Source organism: Shewanella sp. 4_MG-2023, assembly GCF_030548015.1.
Lineage (GTDB): Bacteria > Pseudomonadota > Gammaproteobacteria > Enterobacterales > Shewanellaceae > Shewanella.
The window spans coordinates 80,066-96,044 of sequence record NZ_JAUORL010000006.1; the positions used below are offsets into that span (position 1 = coordinate 80,066).

Sequence of the window (15,979 nt, forward strand, 5' to 3'; positions counted from 1 at the left end):
GTTAACCAGAGTCGCGAATGATACAGATCGGAAAGAAATACTCCCTAGAGGTCGTTAAACAAGTTAATTTTGGCGTTTACCTAAATGCTGAAGAACTTGGGCAAGTGCTGTTACCCAATAAATTTGCCCCTAAAGGCTGTCAAGTCGGCGATATGGTAGATGTTTTTCTTTATCTCGATTCTGAAGATATTGTTATTGCGACCACCCAAACACCTTATGCACAAGTGGGTGAATTTGCTTATTTAGAGGCCATTGCTACTGGTCCTTTTGGCGCATTTTTAGATTGGGGCTTAGATAAAGATTTATTACTGCCTTTTGGTGAGCAGCATCGACACATTGAAGAAGGTAAGTCATACCTAGTTTATGTTCATGCCAATAGAGCCGATGAACGCATTATGGCATCAGCAAAAGTCGATAAGTTTTTAGACAAGACACCTGCTGAATATCAAGTGGGTGAAGAAGTTGACTTAATCATTGGTGGCACCACTGATTTAGGTTTCAAAGCCATTATTAATAATGCCCATTGGGGCGTGCTTTATCAAAATGAAGTATTCCAACGCCTAAGCTTTGGTCAATCAATCAAAGGCTATATCAAGCTAGTTCGTGAAGATGGCAAAGTGGATTTAATTTTACAAAAAGACAGCCAACAAAGCTTTGATAAAAATGCTGAAACCATTATTAATAAACTGCACCGCGCAGGTGGTTTTTTACCATTAAATGACAAAACTGATTCAGCGATTATTTACGAGCAACTCGCCATGAGCAAAAAAGCCTTCAAACGCAGCATTGGCGGTTTATTCAAAGCGAAACAAATTAGCATTGAAGCTGACGGCATTAGATTACTTAAATAGCAGCCTAAATAGCCAAATTATTTGATAAAAAGCATGGTTCTGTTATAACAAACCATGCTTTTTTATTTGGAGTAATTTATGGAACTTAGCAATCTGGAAGCCCGCATTATTGGCTGTTTATTAGAAAAAGAAATTACTACCCCTGAGCAATACCCGCTTTCAATCAATTCAATCACCCTTGCCTGTAACCAAAAAAGTAGTCGTGAACCCGTCATGGCATTAAGCGAGACTGAAGTACAAACCATTATTGATGATTTAGCCAAGAAGCGACTTATCAGTGAGCAGTCAGGTTTTGGCAGTCGAGTGGTAAAATACAAGCATCGTTTTTGTAATACCGAGTTCAGTGACTTACAGCTTAGTAGTGATCAACTTGCAGTGATAATTGTGATGCTGCTACGTGGGCCACAAACGCCCGGTGAGCTCAAAACCCGCTGTAATCGACTACATGCTTTTGAAACGCCTCAGCAAGTCGAATCCACATTACAAGCGCTAGCCAGCCGTGAAGAGCCGTTAATCGTCCAATTGCCCCGCGAAGCTGGCCGTCGTGATAATCGTTACGCACAATTATTTTCTGATAAGCAATACCTTGAACAAGGCACAACATCATTCGATGCCAGTGTTGCAAGCACGCCATCAGCAGCAGATAAACAAGCCTTAGCCGCTAGAGTGGAGCAACTTGAAACCCAAGTCAGTGAGTTAACTCAGCGCCTTCAAGAACTCGAGCAATTATTAAACTAACACTGTTAATAAATAAGCATCTACACTCAAGCCACTTTTTATACTGCGTGCTCAGCAAACAACACTGTTGAGCACAGCTTGCCGGTAATTTAACAAAAATTAATCTGATAAATAGTAGCGATAAAGTATGATGACTAAAATATTATTGTATTTGCAAGGATTGATACTAAATGGATTCAACTCAAAGACCTTCAGCAATACGCCAATTATGGCTCATTGCCTCCTATGAGGTCAGTAAACGTTTTACCAATACCAAAGGCATTGCAGCATTAATCGCCTTTTCCTTGATCTGGGCGATTATCCTTTTATACCCAGTTAATAGTGCCTCTAGCTACCTACTCGAACCCGCAACCAAAGACTTGGTCCAAGGTCTATACGGCCCTGGCACCTTAGATCAATTATTTAATTGGTCTGTGGCTGAATTTGCAGTGTTTTGGTGTATTGCTTTATATCTGTTTCCTTTTTTCAGTATTTTCATTACTGCAGATCAATTTAGTTCTGATAAACAAAGAGGATCATTCCGATTTTTAAGCCTCAGAGTCAGTAGAGACAGTATTTTCTTTGGCCGTTTTTTAGGGCAAATGCTTATTCAATCAAGCCTATTACTACTGACCATTATCGCCACTCTTGTGATGGTAATAAGTCGTGATGCCAGTTTACTTGGCGATGCAGTAATTAGCGGCTTTGCGGTATTCTTGAGTATCACTATCGTCCTTTTACCCTATACCGCAGTGATGGCAGTGTTATCTTGGTACGCCAACTCTGCCAGAATGGCCAGCATTTATGCGGTAATCCTTTGGGCACTCAGCGGTATCGTCATAGCCATTATTAATAGTCAGCTACCTGCAGTTTCGTTCATTAGCTGGGTATTGCCGGGTTCACAGTTATCTTTAATGATTAATACTCAGGGTCTTGGCTCGCTTATTTACGCCCCGATCCCAATCATTCAAGCCATAGTTATCCTTGCACTTGGCCGAATTTACATGCAAAGGAGTGCACTATGAAGTTAATTACCTGTACTAATATTTCTAAGCAATATGGCAATAAAGTGGCGCTATCTAATATCAATCTGTCACTTGATGCTGGTGCGCCTATCGCGCTTGTAGGCCCTAATGGCGCCGGCAAAACTACCCTTTTTAGCTTACTTTGTGGTTTTATTCATCCCAGTAATGGTGAAATAAGCATTTTTGGGGAAAAGCCAGGCAGTGCTAAATTACAAAATATTATCTCAGCTTTACCACAAGACGCCGCGTTAGACCCCAACTTTAGTATAGTGTCGCAACTTACTTTTTTTGGTAAATTACAAGGTATGTCAGGTAAGAAAGCTAAGCAAGAAGCACTTAGAGTGCTTGAATTAGTTGACTTAACTAGCTCAGCGCAAATGTTACCTAAAAGCCTCAGTCATGGAATGAGTAAACGAGTTTCGATCGCTCAAGCGCTGATAGGTTCGCCTAAACTGGTATTACTTGATGAACCCACTGCAGGGCTTGATCCTGTTAACGCAAAAAAAATCCGTCAAATAGTAAAAGACTTATCAGTAGAAACGACTTTTGTTATTAGCTCCCATAATTTAGAAGAGCTTGAAAAACTGTGCGATCAAGTTGTCTATTTAGAGAACGGTCAGCTACAACAATCGGTGTCAATGAAAGCTGATGCTGAAACCGCCTTTTTAACCTTGACGATGCAGCAAGCAGACATTAGTGCACTAAGTGATAAGGTGCGTTTACTGCCTAATATCCTCAATGTGAAAATTAACAACGATGAGCAAATAATTATTGAGCACCGTATAGATGTAAGCTTTAGCTTAGAGTTGTCATTACTAACATTATTTACCGAGCAAGGATGGCAATATAAAGCAATGATGAAAGGACGAAGCTTAGAAGAAACACTGTTTTCAAATTAAGCAGCATTAAGTTGATTAAATCTAACAAACCCAGCAATTATTGCTGGGTTTTAATTTTTAAAAGCAATTAACAAAAACGTGACCCCCGTCACACCTAGCACCCTCAATAATTTCAAATCGCTCTTAATCTGCACTTGCTCCCAAAATAAAAATGTCGATTTTTTAACTGTAAAAACAACATTGAACGATGACTTTATCTGCTTAGTAAACCTGATAGAAGCGTATACATTTTGCAATTAGCTAAATCAAATCAACATAAGAAAACATACAGCTGAAACTGGCTGACTAGGACAAATCAGCAAATTGTAGATTTCCATAGGTGGCTATAACGCCCAAAATCCAAGGTTCAAATAACGAAAATAGAGTGAGAAACAGACTGGGAAAACACTAAGAAATCGGCAGTAACGAAATAGCAATCACAGTAAATAAATAGTAAAAGTATTTCAGATGCAGATAAAAGCGAGGCAAAAAATGGAGTGAATTGATGCTTCTAAGCTGATGGAATGCAACTAAAGAGAGAGTCACCAAATCAACATCTAAACTAGCAGAGCATACTGCAACAACAAGGGTTAAAACAACTTATCAACCTAAGTTATTGAAATAAAGGTATTTAAACAAAGGATAGTTAAAAAAAGCAAAAAAAAACTGTAGTCAAAGACTACAGCTTTATTAATTATACTAGCCGAAGCTAGAAATAATTAAACTACAGTAACGTTCTCAGCTTGAGGACCTTTTTGTCCTTGAGTAACAGTGAACTGTACTTTTTGACCTTCGTCAAGAGTTTTGAAACCGTCTGAGTTGATAGCACGGAAGTGAACGAATACGTCTGGACCAGACTCTTGCTCGATAAATCCGAAACCTTTATCAGAGTTGAACCACTTAACAACACCAGTAACTTGAGACATGATATAAATCCTGTATATATAAATTAAAGCCTTAACGGCAGTAGAGCTGAAAATGCCGGTTTTACTTATGTTCACAGGACGAAACTGGTCGTATTGAAACACATAAACTAAGCCCAACCTTCAAGCCCGATAGATTATGAACCTTTTTGCGGGTATGTCAACTAAATCGCTATATAATTTGATATAGATGCTACAACAACAATATTCAGTGCTCGGACTAACAAAATTCACAACTAAATATCAGATTCAAATAGTAAAATACCAGTTCTATATGACAAATCAATTACGGATGTGAATTTCGATACTAAAGTCTAACTCGCAGCTAAGCCCTTGATTTGAAATTTCAGCCTTTTGCTCAGCTGTTAATTTCCATGCATAGGGAGTCATATTCAAAAAGTTTTCAATATCAACGACTTTAGATAACTCAAGCCGATACTGTAATCGCTCCTGATGTAAGCAGCTAAAGCCCTCAATCTGCGCTTTGGCTTCATCATGGGGTTTGGGCTCACTGTAAATAATTTTTTTCATTGCAAAATGGTGCATTGGCCCAGGTGCTACGGTAATTAAAATAGCCCCTTTTTTAAGTACCCGTTGCAACTCTTCTACTTTTGACGGTGCATAAATACGAATAGCCAAATCAAACGCTGACGCTGAAAACGGCATCTCATAAGCGCTAGCAACACAAAAGTCCATTTGTGGATAACGTTTAGAGGCGTAACGTATCGCAGACTTTGAGATATCTAACCCTTGTAAGTGACATGTTTGTTCAACATTGGCTTTTGGGACGGTAACAAGCGAATTATTGCTTGCATTTAAGGCGCTATTTTCATTTAAAGCGCTATGAAGCCTGTTACTGTAATACCCCTCACCACAACCGATATCAAGCACGCATTGTGCATTAGCAGCATACTTAACCGCGAGCTGATTCACTTTCTCACTGAGCTTTTCATAATAGCCTTGGTTCAGAAATTCTCGGCGCGCTAGCATCATGTCTTTATTATCACCGGGGTCTTTGGAGTTTTTCTTCTGCACTGGAAGCAGGTTCACATAGCCCTCTTTAGCGCAATCAAATTGATGACGATTTTGACAATGCCATGATTTTTGGTGCAGTGATAACTCTGTTTGGCAGATTGGACAAATATATTGCATGACATAACTCTATAGAAATGAAAAAGGTGATTAAGTTGAATTCTAGCTTGTGATTTAAGTTATATTTAGAGATTAGTTAAGACTACAACTAATATAAATAGCACCGAAAACTCAAAAATAGTCTCGGTTACTTATAATGCAGTTACTTACAATGCAGTTACTTACAATGCAGTTACTTACAAATAGTGTCGATTGATCCGCTGTAGCAAATAACTACTCATGTTCTTCAGTTAATTTATCAACCATTTGGCTAACATCCGCCGGAGCAAGCAAGCTAAAGCATTCAAGTTTACGCTGAAGATCTTCAACATTTTTTGATAACTCATTGGCTGCAGTAGCAAAATTAGTGCGCTGCTGCGATTGACTATAAGTTCTGAGTAACCAGCGGTGTTTATGACTGAGTAGATTATCTAACTTTATCAGCTGAGCGGCAATCACTGCGTTAACCTTATTATGCTCTGATGACAAATAAGCGGTTATTTCAGCTCGCACTTGTTCGATCTCACTCATATTTATCGCAATGGTTGCCGGCGCGTCTTCATAGTTAAAGCTGCGGGCTAATATCGCCCTTGCATGCATTAATGCTTTAGGTTCTTGATTAAGTCTAAAATCATCTTCAAGTTTGATGGCATCACCAAGCTGCCCTTTTACCTTAATTTGTAGAGCTTCAGCAAATGAAAAGACTAATGTGGTTCCCTGCCTTAACATGGTCGCGGATTTTTTCGGTGCGACACCTGAGCGAGTATACAAACGAAAGCCTTGGCCTACGCCACGTTTTAGCTGGCTAATGAGATTGTGATCATTATCTACAATCGTATTGACTTGCTCTTGAACAGACACCTTAAAAAGTGGCTGACAAGTTAAAATGATAGTCGCACCTTGCAGCACATTCGCATTATTAAACTTCAGCTCTTTTACTATGACCTCAGCAATAGGCTGGCTCAATGCCGGTAATATCGCAAAATCACTTACTTCATCAGGTAGGCTAAGATGTAAAGTCTGATGCTGATCCACTTCATATTTAACGGGCTGACTTAATAAATGGTTATACATGTACTTACCTCTGATTTTTTTAAATTGTAACCAGCAAAATGATTTGCGTCACCAATTAATACTTAAGCCTATAAAATTAAGTGCTTTTTACATAATTCAGCTTTAATGACAAAGCGGTTTTCATACCATCAACAAGGTTGAATAATTTGCTCAAACGTCCCTTAAACCAGCAAAAATGCTCGATGCTAGAGTTAAAATCCAGCCAAACAAGTTACCACAGGTAAACATTCGTAATTAACAGTGCTAAGATGGCAAAACATGAGTTATAGGACAATAGTTAATTATGGCAAGCGCTTTACAACCTACTCTCTTCTGGCACGATTACGAAACCTTCGGGGTAAGCCCAGCAAAAGATCGCCCTTCTCAGTTTGCAGGCATCCGTACTGATTATGATTTAAACATCATTGGTGAGCCTGAAAACTTTTATTGCAAGCAAGCAACTGATTATCTTCCTAAACCAGAAGCAATACTTGTTACAGGGATCACGCCGCAATTAGCCAATTTAAAAGGCATGGTTGAATCAGAGTTTATGGGGCGCATTAATACCATTTTCAGCCAGCCCAATACCTGTGTCGTTGGCTACAACTCACTAAGATTTGATGATGAAGTTAGCCGTTATGGTTTTTACCGTAATTTCATTGACCCTTATGCCCGTGAATGGCAAAACGGCAACACTCGCTGGGATATCATTGATTTAGTCAGAGCCTGTTATGCCTTTAGACCAGAAGGCATCAACTGGCCATTAAAAGAAGATGGCTCGCCAAGCTTTAAATTAGAACAGTTAACCCAAGCTAATGGCTTAAGTCATGAACAAGCTCATGATGCTATGAGTGATGTTTACGCCACCATTGCCATTGCAAAACTCATCAAAGAGAAACAACCTAAGTTATATGATTATTACTTTAACCTTCGTAATAAAAATAAAGTTGCCGAATTAATCCAAGGCGACTTTATGCAGCCTTTGGTACATGTGAGTTCTAAAATCAGTGCAGCTAAAGGATGTGTCACTTTAATCGCGCCTGTTGCGCCGCATCCATCCAATAAAAACGCCATGATTTGTATTAATTTGGCAATGGATATTAGCCCACTGATCGACTTATCGGTAGAAGATATCGTCGAGCGCATGTATACCTCACGTGCCGATTTAGCCCCAGATGAATTACCGATCCCGTTAAAGCAAATCCACGTCAATAAATGTCCATTTATTGGTACGCCTAAGTTACTAACTGAAGAAGTGGCAGCAAGGCACCAATTTGATATGGACTTTGCCCGTCAGCAATACAAACTGTTCAAACAGCACCCTGAGCTACGAGAAAAAATGCAGGCGGTATTCGAGGCGAATAATCACCCTGCAGCGACAGATCCTGATTTAATGCTTTATAGCGGCGGTTTTTTTAGCCGCGCCGATAAAGCCAAAATGGAAATGATCCGCAATACCAAAGCCGAAAACTTAGCCGCGCTTAATCTAGAATTTGACGATCCCCGCATTGAGCAGATGCTATTTCGCTATCGTGGCCGTAATTACCCAGAAACATTAAGCCACGATGAGTCATTAAGATGGCGAGAGTTTTGCCAACAACGTTTATCAGATGCCGATTATGTGATTAATCTCGAAAACTTGTTGGAAGAAACCAGCGACAATGAACATAAGCAGAAATTACTAAAAGCACTGTGTATGTATTTACAAGCCTTATAACGCAAGCTTTTAGTCATTAATCATTTTATAAAGGAATTGGTCATGCAAAATCGCTTTATTGATAGCATCACCCAACTACCCAAGCCACTGGCAAGCGCATTAATACCATTACTTAATGACGATTTTTGTGGCCATATTGATGCAAGCCAATTAGCTCAGCTCGTCACAGCATCGCAAATAGATGAAGAGCAATTACTACTGAGCTTGTTGCCAATTGCTGCCGCCCTCGCCAAGCCAAGTATTAGTGAATTTTATGTCGGCGCAATCGCCAAGGGTGAAAGTGGTGATATCTATATGGGAGCCAATTTTGAATTAGCTTCTGAAGCTCTATTTCATACCGTCCATGCCGAGCAAAGCGCGATAAGCCATGCATGGCTCAATGGCGAGCAAAAAATTATTGATATTGTTGTCAACTTTACCCCTTGCGGTCATTGTCGTCAGTTTATCAATGAATTGGTCGACGGCATTGGTATTAAAATTCACTTGCCAGGTCAGCAATCACAGTTACTTAGTCATTATTTACCCTATGCCTTTGGCCCTGCTGATTTGCAGGTGACAAAACCTTTATTATCAAAAAGTAACATTGAGTTTAGTTTAAGCTCTGATGATCCCATGATAATTGAAGCCATAGATCAAGCAGGCCTAAGCTATGCGCCTTATACCAATAATTATGCTGCAGTGGTACTAGAAACCAAAGACGGCAAAACCTATTGTGGACGTTATGCTGAAAATGCGGCATTCAACCCATCTATGATGCCAATGCAAATGGCGCTATCTAATTTAATTCGCCATAACCGTGAATACAGTGATATCAACCGCGTTGTGCTCATTGAGTCATCAAAGGGCAAGATAAGCTTAGTCAATGCGACTATGGATACCTTGCAAGCGGTGTGCGCCATAGAACTTGAACATATCGTGGTTGACCCAAGTTAACTTATTAAATCTAAGTGACTAAATCTAAGTGACTAAATTTAAACCACTATATTTAAGCCACTCAATTTTAAAAATAGCATTGAATACAATCCATCGGCACCTTTGCTATGGGTTGTATTCAAATAGCAATAAATTAAAACACAGCCACATTTACACTCACATCTTAAAGCCTTACACTCTGCTCTTCCTTACTCGCTTGTTTCTTTAATGACATTAGAACCTTCATGCCAGATTTTACCGTATTAGCTGTATTTATTCCCACTTTCTTTTTTGTATCGATCACTCCCGGTATGTGTATGACACTGGCAATGACCTTAGGTATGAGCATTGGCGTTAAACGCACCCTTTGGATGATGCTAGGTGAGCTTATTGGCGTGGCATTGGTGGCTATTGCGGCGGTGATGGGCGTGGCTAGCGTGATGCTAAACTACCCTGATATATTTGCAGTCTTAAAATGGTTGGGCGGCGCTTATCTTGCTTATATTGGCATTAATATGTGCCGTTCAAAAGGAAAAATGGCCATTATCGAAGGCCAGCAAACAGATACTAGCATCAGTAATTCCGCATTAATGTCACAAGGTTTTATAACCGCTATTGCCAACCCTAAGGGCTGGGCTTTTATGATTTCACTGCTGCCCCCTTTTATTAATGTAGACCAAGCTGTTGGAACGCAACTTTTCTGGTTATTGTCGATTATCATGCTCACAGAATCAGCTTCGATGTTAGCTTACGCCAGTGGCGGAAAGAGCTTGAGACTTTTTCTATCTCGTGGGGATAATATTAAATTAATGAATCGCATAGCGGGCAGTTTAATGGTCGGTGTTGGCTTATGGTTGGCCTTGGAATAATCTTATAAAACAGATAAGTACAAGACCTACGAACATGAGTAATGACATGAGCAATGCTATAAGTAATAGCATGAATAAAGTCACCTTAACAGGCTATATACTAGTCCCTGAGGCTGAATTAAAAGCGGTGATTGAAGCACTTAAGGTGCATAGCCAACTCACAAAACAAGAACCTGGCTGCTTATCATTTTCAGTCACACAAGATGCAAGCAACCCTGTTAAGTTTTACGTCTCTGAAACCTTTAAAAACCAACAAGCTTTTGATCACCACCAGCAAAGAACAAGTCATTCTAACTGGGCCCTTGTGAGTAAAAATGTCAGCCGTCACTATCAATTCAATAGCCTCATCAAGGATTAAATAGCGGCTTGCAAAGCAGTCATTCAATATCCGTTGATAAAAAGCACACCATTTGGCTTAGTTTGTCAAAGCTAGCCAAAACGCTATTTATAAGGCGAACTTTCAGCTAACTGCTGTATGTATTGCTTTATGTGCCGTTGCTCCTGCAGGCAATAATCTTCGATAGCATTGCTAAAGCCTTGATGAGTAAGGTTATGATTAGAATAAGTTTCAATGGGGACAAAACCTCTGGCCACTTTGTGCTCACCTTGCGCCCCAGCATCAAACACCATAAGCCCGTTCGCTATGGCGTACTCAATACCTTGGTAATAACAGGTTTCAAAGTGTAAGCCGTCAATAAATTGTAAGCTGCCCCAGTAGCGGCCATATAAATGCGTATCAGTGGCAAAGTATAATGCAGAAGCGATTAATTGTGCCGGCTGGTGCGTTGTTGCATCTGACGCTTTTGTCACTAACAGCAACTTAATACTTGCGCCCATAGTCTTAGCGATTTGATAAAAAAACTCAGCAGATAAATAACCGCCATGACCTGAGCGTTTTAAATAGGTTTGTTGATAACAAGCAATAAAGCCTTGCCATTGCGCAGCGCTGGCTTTATCGCCATCAATAAACTCAAAATCCAAATTGTGCCTAGCTAAAGCCTTGCGCTCTTTAATGATATTTTTGCGTTTACGTGACACTAATTGCAGCAAAAAATCATCAAAGTGCTGATAGCTATGATTATGCCAATGAAACTGAGTGCCTAGCCTTGAAATATTATCTTGAGCTAAATTCAAATAATCAGCCTTGGGTAAAAACAAACAATGCCAAGAAGAGTAATACCCTTGCCCAAGTGTCTGATTTAGAAATTCACTCACTGCAGCGATGATCTCGGCTTTGTTTAAACTTGATTGACAGCAATCAAACCCAATACGCTCACCACTTACTGGTGTAAATGGCACCGCTAGCACTAACTTTGGGTAATAGCTTAAGTCATTACGCTCATAAGCCTCAGCCCACGCCCAATCAAACACGTACTCTCCCCAAGAGTGAGATTTTTCGTAACAAGGCGCAATAGCAACAATAACACCTGCTTGCTTTACCACAATATGTTTGGGCAACCAGCCCGATTGCTCTGAAACACATTGGCTTTGCTCTAATGCATTAAGGTAATCAAATGAAGTAAAGGGGTTTTGATCTGAAAAAATACGTTGCCACTCAGCTTTAGTAATAACAGACACCGAATCATAAAAGCCAATATTCAAGTCAATAGTGTGTGTGATAGACATATTCCCTTAAAAAGCACAGTTACATATTGTGTATTAGATCATAGTTATGGCACATTGCAACACATGATTAAAATTATAAAGGATTGAAAATGAGTTTCTTTTCAAAACTAAAACCGATCGTCATATCAACAAGTATTGCGCTGACGTTGAGCATATCATCTTTTACTTCCCTACAACTGCATGCTGCAAATGAACAATCGATTTATAGCCGTTCTGATACTTCACAACCAATTTGGGCCAAACATGGCATGGTTGCCAGCCAAGAATCACTTGCAACCCGCATTGGTGTCGATATTCTCAAACAAGGTGGTAATGCTGTTGATGCTGCTGTCGCGGTAGGGTTTGCATTAGCGGTCACCTTACCTAGAGCCGGTAATATTGGCGGTGGCGGCTTTATGTTAGTTCATCTTGAAAAAGAAGATAAAACCATTGCTATCGACTACCGCGAAACCGCGCCAGCAAAAGCCCACAAAGATATATTTTTAAATGAACAAGGTGATGTAGTAAAAAAACTTAGCCGTGAACATGGTTTAGCGGTTGGCGTGCCAGGCACTGTGATGGGGTTTGAACTTGCGCTAAACAAGTATGGCACCATGAGTATGAGCGAAGTCGTTAAACCTGCTATTGAACTTGCGCAAAAAGGCATTTTAATTAATTCAGACTTAGCAGATTCACTTGATGGATTAAAACGCCGTATTTCACAATGGCCAAGTTCTGCCAAAATATTTTATAAAAGTAATGGCGACAGTTTTGCCGTTAACGACACCTTAGTGCAAAAAGATTTAGCTCATTCATTATCATTAATTGCTAAGCATGGCAGTAAAGGCTTTTATCAAGGCGAAACCGCTGAGAAAATTGTGGCTGCGATTCAAGCTGCTGGCGGAATAATGAGCATGAATGATTTGAAAAACTATCAAGTCATTGAAAGAACACCTGTAACAGGCGAATACCGCGGCTATAAAGTGGTATCCATGCCACCCCCTTCTTCTGGTGGTATTCATATCATTGAAATGCTTAATGTACTCGAGCACTATCCTATTGAAGAGTTGGGTCACAATACTGCACAAACACTGCATTTAATGACGGAAACCATGAAGCATGCCTATGCTGACAGAAGTGAGTATTTGGGCGATCCTGATTTTCATAACGTGCCGACAGATAAACTCACTAGTCAAAAGTATGCTGATTCAATCGCTAAACAAATTGCCTATAACAAAGCCACGCCTAGTGCCGAAATTAAGCCTGGTGATTTATCCGTTTACGAAAGTAATCAAACCACTCATTACTCTGTGGTCGATAAATGGGGCAATGCTGTATCAAATACCTATACCCTAAACTTCAGTTATGGTTCTGGGCTGGTTGCTGCAGGTACCGGCATTTTACTTAACAATGAAATGGATGACTTTTCCGCAAAACCCGGTATTCCCAATGCCTATGGCTTAATCGGCGGTGAAGCCAATGCAATTGATGCTCATAAAAGGCCACTAAGCTCAATGAGTCCAACGATTGTGATGAAAGACGGTAAACCATTTTTGGTGACAGGCAGCCCTGGTGGTTCACGAATTATCACCACCACATTGCAAGTAATCATGAATGTCATTGACCATAAACTCAATATTGCAGAAGCCACTGCCGCAGCGCGAATTCACCATCAATGGCTGCCTGATTACATTGGTGTTGAAACCAGTTTAAATAACGATACGGTGACTTTACTGGAAGCCAAAGGCCATCAAGTTAAAACCAGTAGCGCAATGGGCAGCACTCAATCCATAGTGATAACCGACAAGGGGTTGTTTGGCGCATCTGATCCACGACGAGCAGGTTCAGAAACCCTAGGGCACTAAAAATAAACCTCAAACATCTGCATTAACTATTTATGGACAATCAGCTACAACTTAAATAGTTAATGCGCCTTTGTAGCGCTAACATTCATTGTGCTTATTATTTAAACACCGCTATAAACAATAAAATCACTCAAGCTTTGTAGATTAAGCCTGCCGCTATTTTTCATATATCCCAGCAATCCTCCTAACTTTCTACTAATGATGATGTTCAAACTTATGCAATTACAGCTCTATTTATACGCAAGATTGTATTATCAACTTAAAACCCAAACGCAATGTTAATAATAAGTTAACCCAGCAACGAAAACTAATTAAATTCCACTTCTTCGCAGCAGATTTTTATATCAATATTTTAACAACTCAAAAAACATTAAATAAAACTTAAGTATTTGAACATTACTGCCGATATTGTAACAACAAGAACAGACTTAAACATCGTAGCAACTATAATAACCACAAGGTAACAATTTTTATTTATAGTTCAATATCCGTTATAGGTAATTTTAAGCAAATGATGGATGCCACAGCTCTAAGGTGGCAATAAGTCAATATGAAAGGCATTAATTTTAAATACTAAAAACGTTTTACAACTTGAGAAAATGAAGTTATCGCACACAAGCAATAGCGATTTGCAATCAAAGATAACAAAAAGTAAAAGTTTCATTTTTAATATCAGCTATTTTACAACAGCCAATCATTATATAACCGAAACTTTAATGACTCACCTTTAGCTAGATAAGTAGGATTATTCGAAATGAAATTAAATAGCTTAAAAATAAAGCATCGGATCGCGTTATTAACCATTGTCGCAATATTTTCATTTATTATCTCGATATTAATTAACAATCAAAGCGTGCAACAAAATGCGCAACGGTTAAATGATCTTCAGTCTCAACTATATCCTGCGTTAAATTTAGCCACTATTAACCAAGGCCTGTTACTTCAATTGGAACAAAATATACAAACAGCGGTAACAACTGGCGAAGAAGAAAGCTTAGAGACTGCCGCCAATATGGTCAAACAAGTTATCAGCAACTTAGACGCAATTAAAAGCTTACTGCCTGCTGAGTCATTTGACGCTAATAATATGCAAAATGATTTATCACTGTATTTTGATAATGCACAACTTTTGGTCGCTGAGTTTTTAAAAAGTGATGTTGATTTTAATAAAATCACCATACAAGCGGCAGCCAATGCCAAACGCTATGAGCAACTTGTTGAAAAATTTAGTCAGAAACACTTAACTTTTTCTCAGCAGTTTGAATCAAGCATTGATACTACGCTGGCCAGTTCAGATACAGCAGCCAGTTCAATGCTTGCTATCGGTATCATTGCATCGATGTTTCTGATTGTGGTTGGTTTATTAGTTAACCGCTCAATCATTGTTACCCTTGAAAGTGTTACTCAGTCACTGCGTAATATTTCTGAAGGTGAAGGTGATTTACGCTCAAGAGTTGATTACCAAGGTAAAGATGAAATTGCAGATTTAGTCCATTGGTTTAACCAATTTGTTTCAAAATTACAGCTCAGCATTGCTGATACCAAGCAAACTACTGACAGTTTAGGGCTTGCTTCACAAACATTATTAACTAGCTGTAAACACAGCGAACAAACCGTTAGTGCACAAAATCAGTCTGTTGAACAAATTTCCCATGCGATGAGAGAAATGTTCGTTAGCGTGGCCCACATTGCCGAATATGCCGCCAATGCTGCATCGGAAGCTGATAATGCCAATGAAGAAGCTTTACAAGGTCAGCAAGTGGTCAGTAAAGCCATTACTACCATTAACCAGCTCTCTGAAGAAGTCAGAACAACCTCCGTTGTGGTCAATCAACTTGAAGCCTTTACCAGTAATGTGAATGACATCTTGGATACTATCCGCGGGATTGCAGATCAAACTAATTTACTGGCACTAAATGCGGCGATTGAAGCAGCAAGAGCCGGCGAACAAGGCCGAGGCTTTGCCGTTGTCGCAGATGAAGTTAGAACGCTTGCTTCACGCACTCAAGCCTCAACACAAGAAATTCAACAAGTATTGCAAGAGCTTCGCTCTACTTCAACACAAGCGGTTGATGCAATGCAGCGTGGAATAGAAACCGCAGAAGAAGGCGTAAAAACCACTTCACTAGCAGGAGATGCATTAATCAATATCACTAATAAAGTCAGTGCTATATCCATAGTTAATGACCAAATTGCCGCGGCCACTGAAGAGCAACACAACACTTCAGAACTCATTCAACAATATGTCGCAGATATTGAAACCAATGCCGCTAAAGTAAAAATGACCACGGATGAAATGGGCGGGATTAGTCATGATATTGAAGGGGTTAGCCAACAGCTTCAATCCATTACAGGTCAATTTAAAGTCTAATAATTAGAAATATAAAGGTAGAAAATCACACTATTTCTGCCTTAAGAATAATAACCAGGAGT

General features: G+C 39.6%; 14 protein-coding genes. 10 read left to right on the forward strand and 4 right to left on the reverse strand.

Translation table 11 applies throughout. The annotated features are described in order from the left end of the window. Window positions 1–17: 17 nt before the first annotated feature. The 4 genes from Q4546_RS04910 to Q4546_RS04925 all read left to right on the forward strand — a co-directional run bounded on the left by Q4546_RS04910 (window position 18) and on the right by Q4546_RS04925 (window position 3,492). On the forward strand, window positions 18–851 hold the full coding sequence (locus tag Q4546_RS04910) for a S1 RNA-binding domain-containing protein (RefSeq protein ID WP_102438265.1): 834 nt from the start codon (window positions 18–20) through the stop codon (window positions 849–851). Window positions 852–929: 78 nt separating this feature from the next. Further along, window positions 930–1,589 (forward strand): YceH family protein, encoded by a 660-nt coding sequence (locus tag Q4546_RS04915; RefSeq protein WP_303412589.1) that lies wholly within the window; start codon window positions 930–932, stop codon window positions 1,587–1,589. Window positions 1,590–1,759: 170 nt separating this feature from the next. Further along, window positions 1,760–2,593 carry an ABC transporter permease subunit gene (locus tag Q4546_RS04920; protein ID WP_102476226.1) on the forward strand — a complete coding sequence of 278 codons (834 nt, stop codon included), beginning with the start codon at window positions 1,760–1,762 and terminating at the stop codon, window positions 2,591–2,593. Beyond that, window positions 2,590–3,492: an ABC transporter ATP-binding protein gene (locus Q4546_RS04925; RefSeq protein ID WP_303445807.1), complete on the forward strand. Its 903-nt coding sequence runs from the start codon at window positions 2,590–2,592 to the stop codon at window positions 3,490–3,492. The genes Q4546_RS04920 and Q4546_RS04925 overlap by 4 nt, the downstream gene beginning before the upstream one ends. Window positions 3,493–4,190: 698 nt before the next feature. On the opposite strand, the gene Q4546_RS04930 is transcribed toward Q4546_RS04925, so the two are convergent. The 3 genes from Q4546_RS04930 to Q4546_RS04940 all read right to left on the reverse strand — a co-directional run bounded on the left by Q4546_RS04930 (window position 4,191) and on the right by Q4546_RS04940 (window position 6,599). After that, window positions 4,191–4,397 (reverse strand): cold-shock protein, encoded by a 207-nt coding sequence (locus Q4546_RS04930; protein ID WP_012155714.1) that lies wholly within the window; start codon window positions 4,395–4,397, stop codon window positions 4,191–4,193. Between the two features lie 279 nt (window positions 4,398–4,676). After that, window positions 4,677–5,546, reverse strand: a complete 870-nt coding sequence (gene rlmA / locus Q4546_RS04935) for a 23S rRNA (guanine(745)-N(1))-methyltransferase (RefSeq protein WP_102438271.1) — start codon at window positions 5,544–5,546, stop codon at window positions 4,677–4,679. Between the two features lie 213 nt (window positions 5,547–5,759). Then, window positions 5,760–6,599, reverse strand: coding sequence for a hypothetical protein (locus tag Q4546_RS04940; RefSeq protein ID WP_102438273.1), 840 nt, complete (start codon window positions 6,597–6,599; stop codon window positions 5,760–5,762). 283 nt (window positions 6,600–6,882) lie between these two features. Here Q4546_RS04940 and sbcB point away from each other — a divergent pair, with 283 nt between their 5' ends. The 4 genes from sbcB to Q4546_RS04960 all read left to right on the forward strand — a co-directional run bounded on the left by sbcB (window position 6,883) and on the right by Q4546_RS04960 (window position 10,434). Next, window positions 6,883–8,295, forward strand: a complete 1,413-nt coding sequence (gene sbcB / locus Q4546_RS04945) for an exodeoxyribonuclease I (protein ID WP_102519660.1) — start codon at window positions 6,883–6,885, stop codon at window positions 8,293–8,295. A gap of 42 nt (window positions 8,296–8,337) precedes the next feature. Beyond that, window positions 8,338–9,228, forward strand: coding sequence for a cytidine deaminase (cdd, locus tag Q4546_RS04950; protein WP_102476222.1), 891 nt, complete (start codon window positions 8,338–8,340; stop codon window positions 9,226–9,228). Between the two features lie 224 nt (window positions 9,229–9,452). Continuing rightward, a complete protein-coding gene (locus tag Q4546_RS04955) occupies window positions 9,453–10,076 on the forward strand; it encodes a LysE family translocator (RefSeq protein WP_303445808.1) in 624 nt (207 codons plus the stop codon). 46 nt (window positions 10,077–10,122) lie between these two features. Further along, window positions 10,123–10,434: a putative quinol monooxygenase gene (locus Q4546_RS04960; RefSeq protein WP_241904050.1), complete on the forward strand. Its 312-nt coding sequence runs from the start codon at window positions 10,123–10,125 to the stop codon at window positions 10,432–10,434. Window positions 10,435–10,517: 83 nt separating this feature from the next. Here Q4546_RS04960 and Q4546_RS04965 read toward each other — a convergent pair whose 3' ends face one another. Beyond that, on the reverse strand, window positions 10,518–11,702 hold the full coding sequence (locus tag Q4546_RS04965) for a GNAT family N-acetyltransferase (RefSeq protein WP_303445809.1): 1,185 nt from the start codon (window positions 11,700–11,702) through the stop codon (window positions 10,518–10,520). 89 nt (window positions 11,703–11,791) lie between these two features. Here Q4546_RS04965 and ggt point away from each other — a divergent pair, with 89 nt between their 5' ends. Then, window positions 11,792–13,546 (forward strand): gamma-glutamyltransferase, encoded by a 1,755-nt coding sequence (gene ggt, locus Q4546_RS04970; protein ID WP_102476218.1) that lies wholly within the window; start codon window positions 11,792–11,794, stop codon window positions 13,544–13,546. A gap of 754 nt (window positions 13,547–14,300) precedes the next feature. After that, window positions 14,301–15,917 (forward strand): methyl-accepting chemotaxis protein, encoded by a 1,617-nt coding sequence (locus Q4546_RS04975; RefSeq protein WP_303445810.1) that lies wholly within the window; start codon window positions 14,301–14,303, stop codon window positions 15,915–15,917. Window positions 15,918–15,979: the final 62 nt, after the last annotated feature.

What these genes read in the sequence shown, in the direction of transcription:
- cdd (WP_102476222.1), top strand. Translation starts at nt 8,338, where the DNA reads ATGCAAAATCGCTTTATTGATAGCATCACCCAACTACCCAAGCCACTG.
- Q4546_RS04930 (WP_012155714.1), bottom strand. Translation starts at nt 4,397, where the DNA reads ATGTCTCAAGTTACTGGTGTTGTTAAGTGGTTCAACTCTGATAAAGGT.
- rlmA (WP_102438271.1), bottom strand. Translation starts at nt 5,546, where the DNA reads ATGCAATATATTTGTCCAATCTGCCAAACAGAGTTATCACTGCACCAA.
- Q4546_RS04915 (WP_303412589.1), top strand. Translation starts at nt 930, where the DNA reads ATGGAACTTAGCAATCTGGAAGCCCGCATTATTGGCTGTTTATTAGAA.
- Q4546_RS04975 (WP_303445810.1), top strand. Translation starts at nt 14,301, where the DNA reads ATGAAATTAAATAGCTTAAAAATAAAGCATCGGATCGCGTTATTAACC.
- Q4546_RS04955 (WP_303445808.1), top strand. Translation starts at nt 9,453, where the DNA reads ATGCCAGATTTTACCGTATTAGCTGTATTTATTCCCACTTTCTTTTTT.
- Q4546_RS04960 (WP_241904050.1), top strand. Translation starts at nt 10,123, where the DNA reads ATGAGCAATGCTATAAGTAATAGCATGAATAAAGTCACCTTAACAGGC.
- Q4546_RS04910 (WP_102438265.1), top strand. Translation starts at nt 18, where the DNA reads ATGATACAGATCGGAAAGAAATACTCCCTAGAGGTCGTTAAACAAGTT.
- sbcB (WP_102519660.1), top strand. Translation starts at nt 6,883, where the DNA reads ATGGCAAGCGCTTTACAACCTACTCTCTTCTGGCACGATTACGAAACC.
- Q4546_RS04925 (WP_303445807.1), top strand. Translation starts at nt 2,590, where the DNA reads ATGAAGTTAATTACCTGTACTAATATTTCTAAGCAATATGGCAATAAA.
- Q4546_RS04965 (WP_303445809.1), bottom strand. Translation starts at nt 11,702, where the DNA reads ATGTCTATCACACACACTATTGACTTGAATATTGGCTTTTATGATTCG.
- ggt (WP_102476218.1), top strand. Translation starts at nt 11,792, where the DNA reads ATGAGTTTCTTTTCAAAACTAAAACCGATCGTCATATCAACAAGTATT.
- Q4546_RS04940 (WP_102438273.1), bottom strand. Translation starts at nt 6,599, where the DNA reads ATGTATAACCATTTATTAAGTCAGCCCGTTAAATATGAAGTGGATCAG.
- Q4546_RS04920 (WP_102476226.1), top strand. Translation starts at nt 1,760, where the DNA reads ATGGATTCAACTCAAAGACCTTCAGCAATACGCCAATTATGGCTCATT.